Annotated in this window: 16 protein-coding genes; 12 read left to right on the forward strand and 4 right to left on the reverse strand. The window is 74.6% G+C overall.

Translation table 11 applies throughout. The features are described from left to right. The first annotated feature begins 71 nt into the window (after positions 1–71). Positions 72–629: a YbaK/EbsC family protein gene (locus SCAB_RS37220; protein WP_013005193.1), complete on the forward strand. Its 558-nt coding sequence runs from the start codon at positions 72–74 to the stop codon at positions 627–629. Between the two features lie 93 nt (positions 630–722). Here SCAB_RS37220 and SCAB_RS37225 read toward each other — a convergent pair whose 3' ends face one another. Then, the gene (locus tag SCAB_RS37225; protein ID WP_013005194.1) at positions 723–1,283 is read right to left on the reverse strand and encodes an NAD(P)H-dependent oxidoreductase; all 561 of its coding nucleotides are present in this window, start codon (positions 1,281–1,283) and stop codon (positions 723–725) included. Between the two features lie 120 nt (positions 1,284–1,403). On the opposite strand from SCAB_RS37225, the gene SCAB_RS37230 reads away from it, so the two are divergent. The 3 genes from SCAB_RS37230 (at position 1,404) to SCAB_RS37240 (ending at position 4,665) form a co-directional block, all read left to right on the forward strand. Then, positions 1,404–2,060: a TetR/AcrR family transcriptional regulator gene (locus SCAB_RS37230; protein ID WP_013005195.1), complete on the forward strand. Its 657-nt coding sequence runs from the start codon at positions 1,404–1,406 to the stop codon at positions 2,058–2,060. Between the two features lie 116 nt (positions 2,061–2,176). After that, positions 2,177–3,112: an AAA family ATPase gene (locus tag SCAB_RS37235; protein ID WP_013005196.1), complete on the forward strand. Its 936-nt coding sequence runs from the start codon at positions 2,177–2,179 to the stop codon at positions 3,110–3,112. After that, a complete protein-coding gene (locus SCAB_RS37240; protein ID WP_013005197.1) occupies positions 3,109–4,665 on the forward strand; it encodes a VWA domain-containing protein in 1,557 nt (518 codons plus the stop codon). The genes SCAB_RS37235 and SCAB_RS37240 overlap by 4 nt, the downstream gene beginning before the upstream one ends. 22 nt (positions 4,666–4,687) lie before the next feature. Here SCAB_RS37240 and SCAB_RS37245 read toward each other — a convergent pair whose 3' ends face one another. Next, the gene (locus tag SCAB_RS37245) at positions 4,688–5,056 is read right to left on the reverse strand and encodes a VOC family protein (protein ID WP_013005198.1); all 369 of its coding nucleotides are present in this window, start codon (positions 5,054–5,056) and stop codon (positions 4,688–4,690) included. A gap of 77 nt (positions 5,057–5,133) precedes the next feature. On the opposite strand from SCAB_RS37245, the gene SCAB_RS37250 reads away from it, so the two are divergent. Then, positions 5,134–6,060, forward strand: coding sequence for a universal stress protein (locus SCAB_RS37250; protein ID WP_013005199.1), 927 nt, complete (start codon positions 5,134–5,136; stop codon positions 6,058–6,060). Positions 6,061–6,184: 124 nt separating this feature from the next. Here the strand turns inward: SCAB_RS37250 and SCAB_RS37255 are convergent, their stop codons facing one another. Continuing rightward, on the reverse strand, positions 6,185–6,601 hold the full coding sequence (locus tag SCAB_RS37255) for a CoA-binding protein (RefSeq protein ID WP_013005200.1): 417 nt from the start codon (positions 6,599–6,601) through the stop codon (positions 6,185–6,187). Positions 6,602–6,780: 179 nt separating this feature from the next. On the opposite strand from SCAB_RS37255, the gene SCAB_RS37260 reads away from it, so the two are divergent. From SCAB_RS37260 to SCAB_RS37280, 5 genes are all read left to right on the forward strand, one after another. Then, the gene (locus tag SCAB_RS37260; RefSeq protein WP_041671179.1) at positions 6,781–7,530 is read left to right on the forward strand and encodes a cysteine--tRNA ligase; all 750 of its coding nucleotides are present in this window, start codon (positions 6,781–6,783) and stop codon (positions 7,528–7,530) included. After that, the gene (locus SCAB_RS37265) at positions 7,527–8,072 is read left to right on the forward strand and encodes a SixA phosphatase family protein (protein ID WP_013005202.1); all 546 of its coding nucleotides are present in this window, start codon (positions 7,527–7,529) and stop codon (positions 8,070–8,072) included. Before SCAB_RS37260 ends, SCAB_RS37265 begins: the two co-directional genes overlap by 4 nt. A gap of 77 nt (positions 8,073–8,149) precedes the next feature. Continuing rightward, positions 8,150–8,776, forward strand: a complete 627-nt coding sequence (locus tag SCAB_RS37270) for a YigZ family protein (RefSeq protein WP_013005203.1) — start codon at positions 8,150–8,152, stop codon at positions 8,774–8,776. 137 nt (positions 8,777–8,913) lie between these two features. Beyond that, the gene (locus tag SCAB_RS37275; RefSeq protein WP_037727485.1) at positions 8,914–10,077 is read left to right on the forward strand and encodes an exonuclease SbcCD subunit D; all 1,164 of its coding nucleotides are present in this window, start codon (positions 8,914–8,916) and stop codon (positions 10,075–10,077) included. Positions 10,078–10,294: 217 nt separating this feature from the next. Further along, positions 10,295–13,288, forward strand: a complete 2,994-nt coding sequence (locus tag SCAB_RS37280; protein WP_013005205.1) for an AAA family ATPase — start codon at positions 10,295–10,297, stop codon at positions 13,286–13,288. Positions 13,289–13,323: 35 nt separating this feature from the next. Here SCAB_RS37280 and SCAB_RS37285 read toward each other — a convergent pair whose 3' ends face one another. Further along, a complete protein-coding gene (locus tag SCAB_RS37285) occupies positions 13,324–13,779 on the reverse strand; it encodes an Lrp/AsnC family transcriptional regulator (protein ID WP_013005206.1) in 456 nt (151 codons plus the stop codon). A gap of 138 nt (positions 13,780–13,917) precedes the next feature. Here SCAB_RS37285 and SCAB_RS37290 point away from each other — a divergent pair, with 138 nt between their 5' ends. Together SCAB_RS37290 and SCAB_RS37295 are read left to right on the forward strand one after the other, a co-directional pair. Continuing rightward, entirely contained in the window at positions 13,918–14,400 is a 483-nt protein-coding gene (locus SCAB_RS37290; RefSeq protein WP_013005207.1) for a rhodanese-like domain-containing protein, read from the forward strand. Positions 14,401–14,465: 65 nt separating this feature from the next. Next, entirely contained in the window at positions 14,466–15,008 is a 543-nt protein-coding gene (locus SCAB_RS37295; RefSeq protein ID WP_013005208.1) for an immunity 21 family protein, read from the forward strand. Positions 15,009–15,143: the final 135 nt, after the last annotated feature.

The following is a 15,143-nucleotide window of genomic DNA, read 5'->3' on the forward strand; positions in this document are numbered from 1 at the left end:
CCGAGCGCACCTCCCGGCCTGCGTCGCATGGCCGTCCCGGCCGCCCGCCGCCCTTTGTTACCGTGCGGCCCATGCGCGCACCCATCGGAGACTTCGACCACGCCACCCCCGCCCCCGACTGCCTCGACGACCTCGTGGGTCCGGTCTCCGACGCCGTGCGCGACTGGTCCGGCAGCGTGCCCGCCGACCGGATCCTGTACGTCGAGACGGACCCGGAGTGGGCCGACACCGCCGTGTTCGTCCAGCACTACGGGCAGGACCTGCTCGACACCTCCGCGAACTGCGTGGTCGTCGCGGGCAGGCGGGGCGGCGAGTCGAGCCTGGCCGCGTGTGTCGTGCTCTCCACCACCCGCGTCGACGTCAACGGTGTGGTCCGCCGCCGGCTCGGCGCCCGCAAGGCGTCCTTCGCGTCGATGGAGACGGCCACCGGGGAGACCGGGATGGAGTACGGCGGCATCACCCCGGTCGGGCTGCCCGCGTCGTGGCCGGTCCTGGTGGACTCCGCCGTGGTCGACCTGCCGTACGTCCTGGTCGGCAGCGGACGGCGGCGCGGCAAACTGCTGGTGCCCGGGAAGGTCTTCGCGGAACTGCCCAACGCGGTCGTGCTGGAGGGGCTGGGCGTCGTCTGACCGGCCGCCCGCCGGGGGAGGCGGGTGCCGGAACGCCGACGCCGGGCCCCGGGCACGCGGCCCGGGACCCGGCGTCGTACGACAGGCTGCCGGTCAGGCGGCGACGGTGCCGGCCTGGGAGCCGAGCTGCTCCAGGACCTCGGTCAGACCGGTGACGACCTCGGCGTCGTCCGCCGGGTGGGTCTCGGCGAAGCGGACGACCGAGCCGGGGATGGAGAGCTTGGCGTCCTCCAGGACCGTGGCGCCGGCGATACCGAGGGCCTTGCGGGTCTCGTCCTGCGCCCACACGCCGCCGAACTGGCCGAACGCGGTGCCGACCACGGCGACCGGCTTGCCGGTGAAGGAGCCGGCGCCGTACGGACGCGACAGCCAGTCGATGGCGTTCTTCAGGACGGCCGGGATGGTGCCGTTGTACTCGGGGGAGAAGAGCAGGAAGCCGTCGACCTGGTTGGCGGCCTCACGCAGACGGGCGGCGGTGGCCGGAAGGGCGGCCTCGGTGTCGATGTCCTCGTTGTAGAACGGGACGTCGGCCAGGCCCTCGTACAGCTCGATCGTGACGCCTTCCGGGGCGTGCTTCACAGCGGCCTCGGCGAGCTGGCGGTTGTGCGAACCGGCGCGAAGGCTGCCGACGAGCGCGAGGATGCGTACGGACATGAGCTGACTCCTAGTAAGGGCGAGCACTGGGAAGAGCTAAGCGGACCGGGGTCCGTTCAAATTTGTAGCAGCTATCCGGACCGGGGTCCACTTCTCTGTGGTGAGCGTTACGCTCATTTCATGAAAGAGTCGCTGCCGCCCTTTCCGGCGCCTCAGGACCCCGACCCCCTCGACGGACTGCTGAACCTCGCCATCACCGCCCCCGAACCGCCCCGACTGCGCGCGGACGCGGCCCGCAACCGCACCCGGCTGCTGGAGGTGGCCGCCCGGCTGGCGGCCGACGGGGGCGCCGCCAAGCTGACCATGGAAGCCGTGGCGACCGCCGCCGAAGTGGGCAAGGGCACCGTCTTCCGGCGGTTCGGCGACCGGACCGGGCTGATGTTCGCGCTCCTCGACCATCACGAGCGGGAGCTGCAGGCCGCCTTCCTCACCGGCCCGCCGCCCCTCGGGCCCGACGCGCCGCCCGTCGACCGGCTCCGGGCCTTCGGTGTGGCGGTGGTCCGCCACGAGTACGCCCACCGCGACCTCTACCTGGCCGCCGGCGCGGACGTCTCACGCCGGCACACCAGCCCGGCCAACCAGCTCCGCCTGGGCCACCTGTGCATGCTGCTGCGCCGCGCCGGGGCGGCCGGCGACATCGAGCTGCTGGCGCAGACCCTGCTGGGGTTCCTGGACATCGGCCTGGTCGACCATCTCGTGGAGCGCCGGGGGATGTCCCTCGAACGGCTGGAGCGGGGCTGGGCGGACCTGGTGGAGCGGTTGGTCGTGACCGCGTAGCCGCAGGGAGCCTCAGGGAGCCGTAAGGACATCGGGACAGTCAAAGCGACCGCTTGGTAACTTGGAGGGCGGGTGTCGGGGAGCGGCCTCGTACGCCGGGTGAGGGGACGGGCCACATGACCGACGAGATCGCCGAGCACGCCGGGAACGGCCCGGCCGGGGGCGACGCGACGAGCCGCCCGGACGGCACCGGCACCGGCTTCTTCACGTCCGTGGACGACGTCGCCGCACGGCTCGCCGACGTGGGATACCTGGCCTCGACGGCCGTCGCCACCACCGTCTTCCTGGCCGACCGGCTCGGCAAGCCCCTGCTGGTGGAAGGCCCCGCGGGCGTCGGCAAGACCGAGCTGGCCAAGGCCGTCGCCCGGGTCGGCGCCGCCCGTCTGGTCCGGCTCCAGTGCTACGAGGGCATCGACGAGTCCCGCGCCCTGTACGAGTGGAACCACGCCAAGCAGCTGCTGCGCATCACCGCCGGACGCGACGAGGCGTGGGACGACACCCGCACGGACATCTTCAGCGACGAGTTCCTGCTCACCCGCCCCCTGCTGACCGCGATCCGGGGCGAGGAGCCGACGGTCCTGCTCATCGACGAGACCGACAAGGCGGACGTCGAGGTCGAGGGGCTGCTGCTGGAGGTGCTCAGCGACTTCCAGGTCACCGTCCCGGAGCTGGGCACCATCATCGCCACCCGGCGCCCCTTCACGGTCCTCACCTCCAACGCCACCCGGGAGCTCTCCGAGGCCCTGCGCCGCCGCTGCCTCTTCCTCCATCTCGACTTCCCCGACGCCGAGTTGGAGCGGCGGATCGTGACGCTCAGGGTCCCCGGTCTGGACGCCACGCTCGTCGACTCCCTGGTCCGGGTGGTCGGCGCGCTGCGGGAGATGGAACTGCGCAAGGCGCCCTCCGTGGCCGAGACCATCGACTGGGCACGCACCCTGCTGGCCCTCGGTGCGGACACCCTGGACGAGAAGGTCGTCCGGGACAGCCTGGGAGTGATCCTCAAGCACCAGGACGACATCGAGAAGGCCGCGCGGAAGCTGACGCTGGTATGAGCGCCGGCGCCCGTGACGCGAGCGGTACGACGTCCGGCTCCGCGCTGGCCGACCGGCTGACCGCGTTCGTACGGGCGTTGCGCGGCCACGGGATACGGATCGGGCCGGGCGAGACCGTGGACGCGGCGGCCGTCCTTGAGGTGCTGGGCCTCGCCGACCGGGAGCGGATCCGGGAGGGGCTCGCGGCGGCGCTGCTGCGCGCAGACGGCCAGCGTGCCGTGTTCGACGCGGCCTTCGAGCTGTACTTCCCGCTGGGGGTGGGGGAGTTGGCGGCGGCGCGCGGTACGGCCGCCGGGGACCGGGACGAGCTGCGCGACCGGCTCGCCGAGGCCCTGGCCGCGAACGACACGGCGGCCCTCACCCGACTCGCCGCCGAGGCCGTGGAGATGCTCGGCCGTTACGGGACGCCGGGCGCGGACGGCTGGTCGGCCCACCAGACCCTGGACCGCCTTCGTCCGCAGACACTGCTGGCGCGGATCCTGGCGGGTGCGCGCGCGGACGGAGGGGAGGGCGCCGGTGCCCCGGGTCCGGGAGGCGGCGGCGGGTTCCGCATGGGATTCGGCGGCGGATTCGGGTTCGGCGCGGGTACGGGAGCGGGTGCGGGCATGGGTGCGGGTGCGCGGTCCGCCACGGGTTCGGGTTCCGGTGCCGGCTCGGGGCTCGGTGCCGGCGGGTTCACCGACCGGCTGGACGCCGACGAGATCCGGCGCCGTATCGAGGACTTCCGGAAGCGGGTGGGCACCGAGGCACGGCGGCGGGTCGCCGAGCGGCGCGGAGCGGAGACGATCGCCCAGCGGGGCATCGCCCGCGGCGCCGACCAGGTCGACTTCCTCGTCGCGAGCCGCGAGCAGCTCGTCGAACTACGCGGTACCGTCCAGCCGTTGGCCCGTAAGCTCGCGACCCGGCTGGCCGCCCGGCGGCGCAGGGCCGCGCGCGGCCAGATCGACATCCGGCGCACGCTCCGGCGCTCGCTGTCCACCGGGGGTGTGCCGCTGCGCCCGGCGTACCGGCGGCATCGGCCGGCACGTCCGGAGATCGTGCTGCTGTGCGACGTGTCGGGATCGGTCGCCGGGTTCGCGAACTTCACGATGCTGCTGGTCCAGGCGATGCGGGACCAGTTCAGCAAGGTGCGGGTGTACGCGTTCGTCAATCGCGTCGACGAGGTCACCCGGCTCGTCACCAACGGCGAGGCCGATCCCGCCGGACTCGGCCGCCGGATCGCCGACGAGGCCGCGGTCTCCGGCTGGCACGGCAGCAGCGACTACGGTTCCGCGCTCGGGGAGTTCGCCGAGCGCCACCTCGACGCGATCGGCCCGCGTACGTCCGTGATCGTGCTCGGGGACGCCCGCACCAACGGGTTCGACCCGCGCGCGGACGCACTGCATCGCATCGCCGCCCGCGCCCGCCGCGTCCACTGGCTGAACCCCGAGTCGCCCGAACAGTGGGGCACGGGCGACTCCGCCGCCCTCGTGTACGCCGAGATCGTCGACATGCACGCCTGCCGGAACGCCCGGCGGCTCGGGGAGCTGGTGACCCGACTGCTGCCGGTGTGAGGCGTACGGGGCCGCCCGGCCCTCACCCCCGGCCGGTGTCGATCACGCAGAAGCGATTGCCCTCCGGGTCGGCCAGGACGACGAAGTCGGCGCCCGGCGGGTAGGAGTCCCACGCGACGCGCCGTGCGCCGAGACCCAGCAGCCGCTCGACCTCCGCGGCCTGATCCTCGGCGTTGCCCGCGTACAGGTCCAGATGGACCCGCGGGCGCTCCTGCACCGGGGTCTCGCTGAAGCCGATGGAGAGCTGGACGCCGGTGCCCCGCGGGTGCACCAGGACGACCCAGTCGTCCTCCGGCTCCTCACGCGGGACGAACCCGAGGGCCTGTGTCCAGAACACGGTGGCCCGCCGTACGTCGGACGCGCCCATCACCACGGAACCGATGCTCAGCATGGTCCGATTCTCGCCCCTGCGGATCCGCCGCACTGCGGCGATCCTGGAGACAGACCTCGACCTCAGGAGGTGCGCCCATGTTCCGCACCGTCACCGTGGGTATCGACGGTTCGCGCGAGAGCCTGGCAGCCGCCGAGTGGGCGGCCCGGGAGGCGCGGCTCCGGGCCCTGCCGTTGCGGCTGGTCAACGTCTGGGAGCCGGTTCCCGAGCCGATGGGCCGGGAGCCGGTGCTGGGGGTGGCGACGGAGCCGGGCGACTCGGGGGAGACCGGTGTCGGGAGGGTGCTGCGGGAGGCCGCCGACGGGATACGGCTGCGGCACCCCGGGCTCGACCCGGGAGTGGAGCAGTTGACGGGTCGGGCGAGCGAGGAGCTGGTGCGGGTCGCGCACGAAGGGGACCTGCTGGTGCTGGGTTCCCGCGGGCTGAGCGGGCTCGCGGGGTTTCTGCTCGGCTCGGTCGGGCTGCACGTCGTCGCGCACACCGAGCGGCCGGTGGTGCTCGTGCGGGCGGAGGAGCAGGCCGCGGACGAGCACGCGCCGGGCGCCACCGGGACGCCGTCCGCCCTGGCACCGTTCCGGCCCGTCGTGCTCGGGCTGGACACCGTACAGCCCGACCACACCCTGATCCGGTTCGCGTTCGAGGCGGCGGAGGTGCGGGGAGCGCCGTTGCGGATACTGCACGACTGGCGGCCGCCCCCGCACTCCGGACTGCGGGAGAGGCCCGGTCTGGAGGCCGATCTCGACGCGGACGTGGGCGAGGTGGAGGCGGGCACGCTGCACGAGGTGCTGGTGCCGTGGCGGCGGGAGTTCCCGGGGGTCGAGGTGGTGGAGGAGTCACGGCGGGGGAAGGCGGCGGAGCATCTGCTGGAGGCGTCCCGGGACGCTTCGCTCGTCGTGGTCGGGCGGCGGGTGCGGCATTCGCCGGTGGGGGCGCACGTCGGGCCGGTCGTGCACGCGCTGCTGCATCACGCGGGGGTGCCGGTGGTGGTCGTCGCGCACCAGTGAGGCCGGTGGGCCCTGTCGCGTGGTGGACGTTCTTGAGTGGTGGACCTTGTCGTCCGGTCGCCCGAGCCCCGGGGCGCACCGGAGGAAGGCGCCGCGCTCCCGGGGCGGGGGCCCACCGGCCGGTTCAGGCGTCGGCGGGCAGACGGGGGATCTCTATCGCCGGGCAGCGGTCCATGATCATGTCCAGCCCCGCCGCGCGGGTGCGCCGGTAGGCCGCCTCGTCGACGACGCCGAGCTGGAACCAGACCGCCTTGGCACCGATGCGGGCGGCCTCGTCGGCGACGGGGCCCGCGAGGTCGCTGTTGACGAAGACGTCGACGACGTCCACGGGGAAGGGGATGTCGGACAGCGAGGCGTAGCCCTGTTCGCCGTGGACCGTCTCGGCCCTGGGGTGCACCGGGACGACACGCTTGCCGTAGCGCCGCAGGACCTCCGCGACGCCGTACGCCGCGCGGCCGCGGTTGCCGGACAGGCCGACGACGGCCCAGGTCTCGCCGAGTTCCGTGAGGACCTTGCGGATCGTGTCGGGGTCGCCGTACATGCCGTCTCCTTCTGTTCTGGCCGGGTGCCGCGCGGGAGAGCCCTGGCGCGGGGGCTGCCTGCGGCAACAGCGGGAGGTGCGCGCCGAATTCCCGGTCCGGCACACCGGGCGTGCGGCTCGATCTCCGGAATGTCGTCGTCCGCACTGCGTTCGGCCGCTTCCGCGCCTACGCTCAGCCCGTGCTGCGTATCACTGACGCCCGGACCGGTGAACCCGCCGAGATCCCCAGGGCGCTCACCCGGGTCCATGCCCACACGCCGGGGGACACCCCCTCGGCGCTGCGCGTCCTGCTGGTCGCGGACGTCCTCGCCCGCGCTCTCGAACTGGGCGGGAGCCCGGTCCTCTTCGTCGCCGACCCGCCGGCCGCCCTGCGGGAGCGCGCCGACGACCTCGGCATCCGGCAGAGCGAGACCCCCGGGGCGACGCGGGGCGGGCGGCAGGTGCTGCACGTGACCGTCGCGGGTGAGCCGGCCGGCCCCGGCACAGGCCCCCGCACCGACGCCGGGATCGCGATCGAGGCCGGCCCGGTGACCGAGGCCGGCCCTGTGACCTGGACCGGCCCTGTGACCCGGACCGGCGAGCCGCCCGCGTCGGGCACCGCCCTGCGGCTCGCCCTCCTCAGCCATCCCCGCCGCACCCCCGTGACCCTCGACGCCACCGCCGTCCGCGAGGCCGAGGACACGCTCGGCCACTGGCGCGGGTCGGTGGCGGCCTGGGCGGCCCGGCCGTCGCGGCCGGTCCCCGAGCCCGTCCGGCAGGCACTGCGGGAGGCCTGGGACGACGACCTCGACGTACGCGCGGTGCTCGACGTGCTGCGGGACGTGGAACGGGACCCGGACGTCCCCGACGGCGCCCGGTTCGAGACGTACGCCTACGCGGACCGCCTCCTCGGGCTGGAACTCACCCGGGAGATCGGGGCGACGGCATGACGCCCCGTGCCGGCGCCGGACCGCTGCGCAGACTCGTTGTCCTGCGGCACGCCAAGTCCGCCTGGCCCGTGGGCGTCCCCGACCACGAGCGCCCCCTGGCACCACGCGGCCGGCGCGACGCCCCCGCCGCCGGACAGGCCCTCGCCGACGTGGACTGCCTGCCCGACCTGGCCGTGTGCTCCACGGCCGTACGGGCGCGCCTGACCTGGGAACTGGCCTCCGCGCAGTGGGGGACGCCGCCGCCCGTACGGTACGACGGGCGGGTGTACGCGGCCGACGTGCCCGAACTGCTCGACGTGGTGCACGAGACCCCCGGCCATGTGCGGACGCTGCTCCTCGTCGGTCACAACCCGGGACTGGAGGAACTGGTGCTGGAACTGGCCGGCGACGCCCTCGACGGAGCGCTGGACGACGTACGGACCAAGTTCCCCACCTCGGCGCTCGCCTTCCTGTCCTGGCACGGCGGGACCTGGGCCGCGCTCGCCCCGGGCACCGCGCTGCTGACGGACACGCTCGTGGCCAGGGGCGCGAAGCGGTCCTGAACGCCGCCCGACCGAAAGCCCGGCCGTCGGACGACGCCCCGCGCGGGCGTGCGCCGGCCTGCGCATAGGCTGGCCGGATGCAGGACGAGTACCGCACCGTCGCCCGCGCCGGCGTGCACGAGACCGAGGTCAACCGATCGCGGTTCCTGTGCGCGCTCGCCCCGGCGGCCACCGAACAGGAGGCCCAGGACTTCGTCGCGGCCGTCCGCAGGGAACACGCCGACGCCACCCACAACTGCTACGCCTACGTCATCGGCGCCGACGCGGCCGTCCAGCGCGCGAGCGACGACGGGGAACCCGGCGGCACCGCGGGCGTCCCCATGCTGCAGATGCTGCTGCGCCGGGACATGCGCTACGTCGTCGCCGTCGTCACCCGGTACTACGGCGGGGTCAAACTGGGCGCCGGCGGACTCATCAGGGCGTACGGCGGTGCCGTGGGCGAGGCCCTGGACGCGCTCGGGGGCATCACCCGCCGGCGCTTCCGGCTGGCCACGGTGACCGTCGACCACCAGCGGGCCGGCAAGCTGCAGAACGACCTGCGGTCCACCGGGCGCGAGGTCCGTGACGTGCGGTACGCCGAGGCCGTCACCCTGGAGATCGGCCTGCCCGACGCCGAGGTCGGCGCCTTCCGCGCCTGGCTCGCCGACACCACCGCGGGCACGGCCGGGTTCGAACTCGGGGGCGAGGCGTACGGGGACGTGTGACCGCGGATGTCCTGGATGCCCCGGATGCCCTGTCGGGCCGGGGGTGCGGGTGCGGGAACGCGGAGGGGGCGGCGTACGCGGGTCGGTTCGCCGGTAGGCGCCCGTGATGTCCGACCCGCCTGTTAGGTTCGAGGATCATGAGGCTGCTGCACACTTCCGACTGGCATCTCGGTCGGGCGTTCCACCGGGTGAACATGCTCGGCGCGCAGGCCGAGTTCATCGGTCACCTGGTCACGACCGCGCGTGAGCGCGAGGTGGACGCGGTGGTGGTGGCGGGGGACGTGTACGACCGGGCGGTGCCCGCGCTGGCGGCGGTGGAGCTGTTCGACGACGCCCTGCACCGTCTCGCCGAGCTGGGCGTGCCCACGGTGATGATCTCCGGGAACCACGACTCGGCACGGCGCCTCGGTGTCGGCGCGGGGCTCATCGGCCGGGCGGGCATCCATCTGCGGACGGCGGCCTCGGCGGCCGGGACCCCCGTGATGCTCCCCGACACCCATGGCGACGTCGCCTTCTACGGGCTGCCCTATCTCGAACCCGCCCTGGTGAAGGACGAGTTCGGGGTGGAGAGGGCGAACCACGAGTCGGTGCTCGCCGCCGCCATGGACCGGGTCCGGGCCGACCTCGCCGCCCGCCCGCCGGGCACCCGTTCCGTCGTGCTTGCCCACGCGTTCGTCACCGGCGGCACGCCCAGCGACAGCGAGCGGGACATCTCCGTCGGCGGGGTCGCCTCGGTACCGGCGGGCGTCTTCGACGGCGTCGACTACGTGGCGCTGGGGCATCTGCACGGCAGCCAGACCCTCACCGACCGTATCCGCTACTCGGGTTCGCCCCTGCCGTACTCCTTCTCCGAGGCCGACCACCGCAAGAGCATGTGGCTGGTGGACCTCGGCCCCGACGGTGCCGTCGACGCGGAGCGCATCGACTGCCCGGTGCCGCGCCCGCTCGCCCGGATCCGGGGCCGGCTGGACGACCTGCTCGCCGCACCGGAGCTGGCCCGGCACGAGGAGGCGTGGGTCGAGGCCACGCTCACCGACCCGGTCCGGCCCGCCGAGCCCATGGCCCGGCTGTGCGCCCGCTTCCCGCACACGCTCAGCCTCGCCTTCGACCCCGAACGCGCCCCCGGCGACCCGGACGTCTCCTACGCCCGGCGCCTCGCCGGCCGCGACGACCAGCAGATCGCCGAGGACTTCGTCGCCCATGTCCGCGGCACGGGGCCCGACGCCCACGAACGCATCGTGCTCAGGGACGCGTTCGACGCGGTCAGGGCCGACGAGACCCTCCGGGAGGCCGTCCGATGAGCCGCGTGGTCCGCCGGGCGGCATCCCCGGTCTGTCCGGTGGGTTGCCGAGCAGGCCGTCCGGTGAGGCGTACGTACCGCCCCGGACGTCCTCCGGCGGCGACCGGCTGCACGGCGAGAGGCTGTACGGGGAGCCGTACGGCGACCGGCCATGCCGTGGCCGCCGGGCACCGGCCTCCCGGGGTGTCCCGCCGGGCGGGCGCGGCGGGTGGTGACCGATGAGGCTCCACCGGCTCGACATCACCGCCTTCGGCCCCTTCGGCGGCGCCCAGTCCGTCGACTTCGACGACCTCTCGGCGGCCGGGCTCTTCCTGCTGCACGGCCCGACCGGCGCCGGCAAGACCTCGATCCTGGACGCCGTCTGCTACGCGCTCTACGGCGCGGTGCCGGGCGCCCGGCAGAACGGCCAGGGCGCGACCCTGCGCAGTGACCACGCGGCACCCGCGACACGCACCGAGGTCCGCCTGGAACTGACCGTCGCCGGGCGCCGGTTGGAGATCACCCGGCAGCCGCCCTGGGAGCGGCCCAAGAAGGGAAACCGGTCGGGCACCACGGTCGACAAGGCACAGAGCTGGCTGCGCGAGTACGACACGGCGGCCGCCTCCTGGAAGGACCTCAGCCGCTCCCACCAGGAGATCGGCGAGGAGATCACCCAGGTCCTCGGGATGAGCCGGGAGCAGTTCTGCCAGGTCGTGCTGTTGCCGCAGGGCGACTTCGCACGGTTCCTGCGCGCCGACGCCGAGGCGCGGGGCAGGCTGCTGGGCCGGCTCTTCGACACCCATCACTTCGCCGCCGTCGAGAAGCGGCTCGCCGACCGGCGCCGGGCGACCGAGGCGCGGGTCCGGGAGGGCGACGCGGACCTGCTCGCCGACGTCCACCGGATGCAGCAGGCGGCGGGGGACGCCCCGGAGCCGCCCGGCCTCGCGCCCGGTGACCCGGGCCTCGCCGACGCCGTGCTGGGCTGGGCCGCCGTCGTCCGCAGCACCGCCCGTGAACGGCTCACCATCGCCCACTGCGCGCGGGCGGCGGCCGAGTCGGCGCGCGCCGCCGCGGGCCGGGACCTGGACGACGTACGCGAAGTGGCGCGGCTGCAGGAGCGGTTCGCTCAGGCGCGGGAGCGGGCCGCGCGGCTGGAGGAGCGGGCCGGCGACCACCGCGAGGACCGGGCGCGCATGGAGCGGGCCCGCAAGGCGGAGGCCGTGGTGCCCGCGCTGGAGCTGCGGGACGAGGCCGAGACCGCGCACCGGCGGGCACGTGCCGCCGAGGAGGGCGCCCGGGCGCGGCTGTCGAGGGCGTACGCCGACGAGGGCGCCGCCGGACTCGCCGCCGCCGCCCGCCGAGCGGCGGAGGAACTGGGCGGGCTGGAGTCGGCCCGCCGTGCGGAGCGGCGCCTTGCCGAACTCCTCACCGAACGGGCGGAGTCGGACAGCGAGGAGCGGGCCGACGAGGAGGTCCTCCAGGACGCCGAGAGCTGGCTCGCCGCATGGGAGACGACCCGCGCGGAGCTGCGGACCCGGATCGAGTCCGCCCAGGAGGCGGCCACCCGCGCCGAACAGCTCGCCGTGCGGCGGGACCCCGCCGAGCAGCGGCTCGCCGCCGCGCGGCAGCGTGATCAGCTCGGGCGGGACACGGAGGACGCGCAGGCGCGCGTGCTCCGGCTCGCCGAGCGGGCCGTGGAGGCCCGCGCCCACTGGCTCGACCTCAAGGAACAGCGGCTGTCCGGCATCGCGGCGGAACTCGCCGCCGCACTGGTCGACGGGCAGCCGTGCGCCGTCTGCGGGGGCACCGAACACCCCGAGCCCGCCCGGAAGGTCGCCGGACATGTGGACCGGGAGACGGAGGAGCGGGCGTTCGCCGCGGTCCAGCGGGCCGACGAGGAACGGGCCGGGGCGGAGCGCCGGCTGGGAGTCGTCCGGCAGGCGTACGCGGCGGCGAGCGCCGAGGCCGGTGACGCGCCGACGGAGCGGCTCGCCGCCCTGGTCGAGGAGGTGACCGAGGAGTACGCGCGGGCCCGGGCCGGTGCCTCCGATCTGCATCCCGCGCAGGAGGCCCTGCTGCACGCCGAACGCGAGCGTGACCGACGGCTCGACGCCCAGCGGGAGGCCGCTGTGCGGGCCGCGTCCCGCAATACCCGGCGGGACGCGCTGGAGCGGCAACGGGAAGCGCTGGAGGGGGAGTTGGCGCAGGCCCGGGGCGACGCCGAGAGCGTGGCCGCGCGGGCCGCGCAGTGGGAGCGTCTGGCCGGGCTCCTCGGCGAGGCCGCCGAGGCGGTGCGGACGGCCGACGACACCGCGCAGCGCCTCAAGGACGCCGACGCGCGTCTGGCCGACGCGGCGTTCCGCGCCGGGTTCGGCACTCCGTCGGCCGCTGCCGCCGCCGTCCTCGACGACGCCGCCCACCGGGACCTGCAACACCGCCTCGACGCACGGCAGTCGGAGGAGGCCGCCGTACGGGCCGTGCTCGCCGAGGCCGAGACGGCCGCCGCGGCCGGGCAGCCGGCCGCCGACCTCGCCACCGCCGAGCGGGCCGCCGCGGCCGCCGCCCGGCGGCTCCAGGACACGGTCTCGGCGTGGGACGCCGCCGAGCGGCGCGCTGCCGAACTGGACCGGCTCTCCGTGCGGGCGACCGCCTCCGTGCGCCGGCTGGCGCCGCTGCGCGAGGAGTACGAGCGCGTCGCCCGGATGGCGGGCCTCGCCGCCGGCACCTCGGCCGACAACGAACGCAGGATGCGCCTGGAGTCCTACGTCCTCGCGGCCCGCCTGGAGCAGGTCGCCGCCGCCGCGACCGTACGGCTGCAGCGCATGTCGTCCGGCCGCTACACCCTCGTCCACTCCGACGACCGGTCCGGGCGGGGCCGCAGCGGGCTCGGACTGCACGTCGTCGACGCGTGGACCGGGCGGGAGCGGGACACGGCCACGCTCTCCGGCGGCGAGACGTTCTTCGCCTCCCTCGCGCTGGCCCTCGGGCTGGCCGACGTCGTCACCGACGAGGCGGGGGGCGTGCGTCTCGACACCCTCTTCGTCGACGAGGGGTTCGGCAGCCTCGACGACCAGACCCTCGACGAGGTGCTCGACGTCCTCGACGCGCTCCGCGAACGCGACCGCAGTGTCGGCATCGTGAGCCATGTCGCCGACCTGCGGCGGCGGGTGCACGCCCAGCTGGAGGTCGTGAAGGAACGCACCGGGTCGATCGTGCGGCAGCGCGGTCAATGACTGAGGTGACCCGGGACGCCGTCGGGAGCGGCCGGTCAGTGACCGAGGGGCCGTCGGGGGAGCGGTGAGGAGTAGACCACGCTCGTCGTGACCGACCCCAGCGTGCCGATCCGGCCCGACACCTCCTCCAGATGACGCATCGAACGGGCGGCGACCTTGATCACGAAGCAGTCGTCGCCCGTGACGTGGTGCGCCTCCAGGATCTCGGGCGTGACGGCCACCAGGTCGTGGAACGGCTTGTAGTTCCCGTGCGGGTAGCGCAGACGCACGAAGGCCAGGATCGGCAGCCCCAGCCGCTCCGGGTCCACGACGGCCGCGTACCCCTGGATCACACCCGCCTCCTCCAGCCGCCGCACCCGCTCCGTCACCGCGCTCGCCGACATCGACACGGCCCGGGCCAGCTCGGCGAAGCCGGTCCGGCCCTCGCGCTGGAGGATGTCGAGGATGCGCCAGTCGGTGGCGTCGGGCTCGTACGGGGATTGCGTGGTCATGTGGAAGGGATAGCAGGGGAATCCCCGGCCGATCAAGGGCCGGGCCGTGGAATGCCCCTTCAGGCCGGCGTCGGGCGACCGTAGATTCCTGGTCAGGGAGACGGAGCCGAACGGCTCCGCGAGAGAAAGGGCCCGCTCATGAGCGTCAGCACGTCCGCCGTCAACGCCGTCCTGCGGGTCGCCCCGGCGGCCCCCGCCGACGCCGCGGCGTACTTCCGGGCCAGTCTCGTCCTCCACGCCGACGCCTCGGACGTGGCCGCGGCCCTCGCCGCCGACGGCGACCCCGGCTTCGTGGTCCTCGACTCCCGCTCCACCGCGTCCTGGGACCAGGGCCACATCCCGGGCGCGGTCCACCTGCCGACCGCGCTGATCCCCGAGCAGGCCGAGCAGGTGCTCGACAGGTCCGTGCCCGTCGTCACCTACTGCTGGGGCCCCGGCTGCAACGGCGCCACCCGTGCCGCCCTCGCCCTGGCCGAACTCGGCTTTCAGGTCAAGGAGATGCTCGGCGGCTTCGAGTACTGGGCGCGCGAGGGCTTCGCGTACGAGACCTGGGAAGGCGTGACACGGCGCGCGGCCGACCCGCTGACCGCGCCGGAGGACACCGCCGACTGCGGCTGCTGACGGAAAGTCAACAAGCGCTCAGGGGCGACCAGTTCGGCGGCAAGGGCGCCGTGTAGCTTCTGGGCATGGCTCGATACGCGGATACGGCGGTGGTCCCCGGTGCGGTGCGGTGGGTGGAGTCGGGCGGCGGACCGCTCATAGCGGTGCCGGAAGCGGTGCTGCCGTTCTGGGCGGGAGCCGACGGCGACGAGACGTCCTCCGATCACGACCGGGCCTGTGACCTCGACGGGCACGTCGGCCTGCTGCCGGTCGGTGACAGCCGCGCCCTGGTCCTGGGCCGTGAACCCGCCGCCACCACGTATCTGCCCGAACACGCCGCCTTCGTACGCCACCACGCCGCCGACTCCGCGGCCGGCCCCTTCGCGGACGGGCCCCTCGCGGACGTTGCGGCGGCGCTCGACGCGGCAGGCTGGGAGCCGGAGGTGCGGTGGCGGGTGCCGGGCCCGGTCGTCCTGTTCGACGCCGCCCGGCCGGGGCGCACCGTCCGGGACGGGGATCACGTGCGGGTGGAGCTGGCCCCCGGCCGCTACGGGGTGCGCGCGGCCCGGGTCGCGACGGGCCCGCGGACATGGCTCGGTCTCGTGCGACTGAGACCTCTTACCGACTGAGACCTCTGACCGACTGAGACCTCCTGCCGACTGAGACCACTGACCGGCTGATACCTCTGACCGGCTGATACCTCTGACTGGTCAAGACCTCTGACCGGTCGAGACCGTCGACCGGCTGAACGGCGGCGGCCGGGC

Origin of the sequence: Streptomyces scabiei 87.22, assembly GCF_000091305.1 — a bacterium.
GTDB lineage: Bacteria > Actinomycetota > Actinomycetes > Streptomycetales > Streptomycetaceae > Streptomyces > Streptomyces scabiei.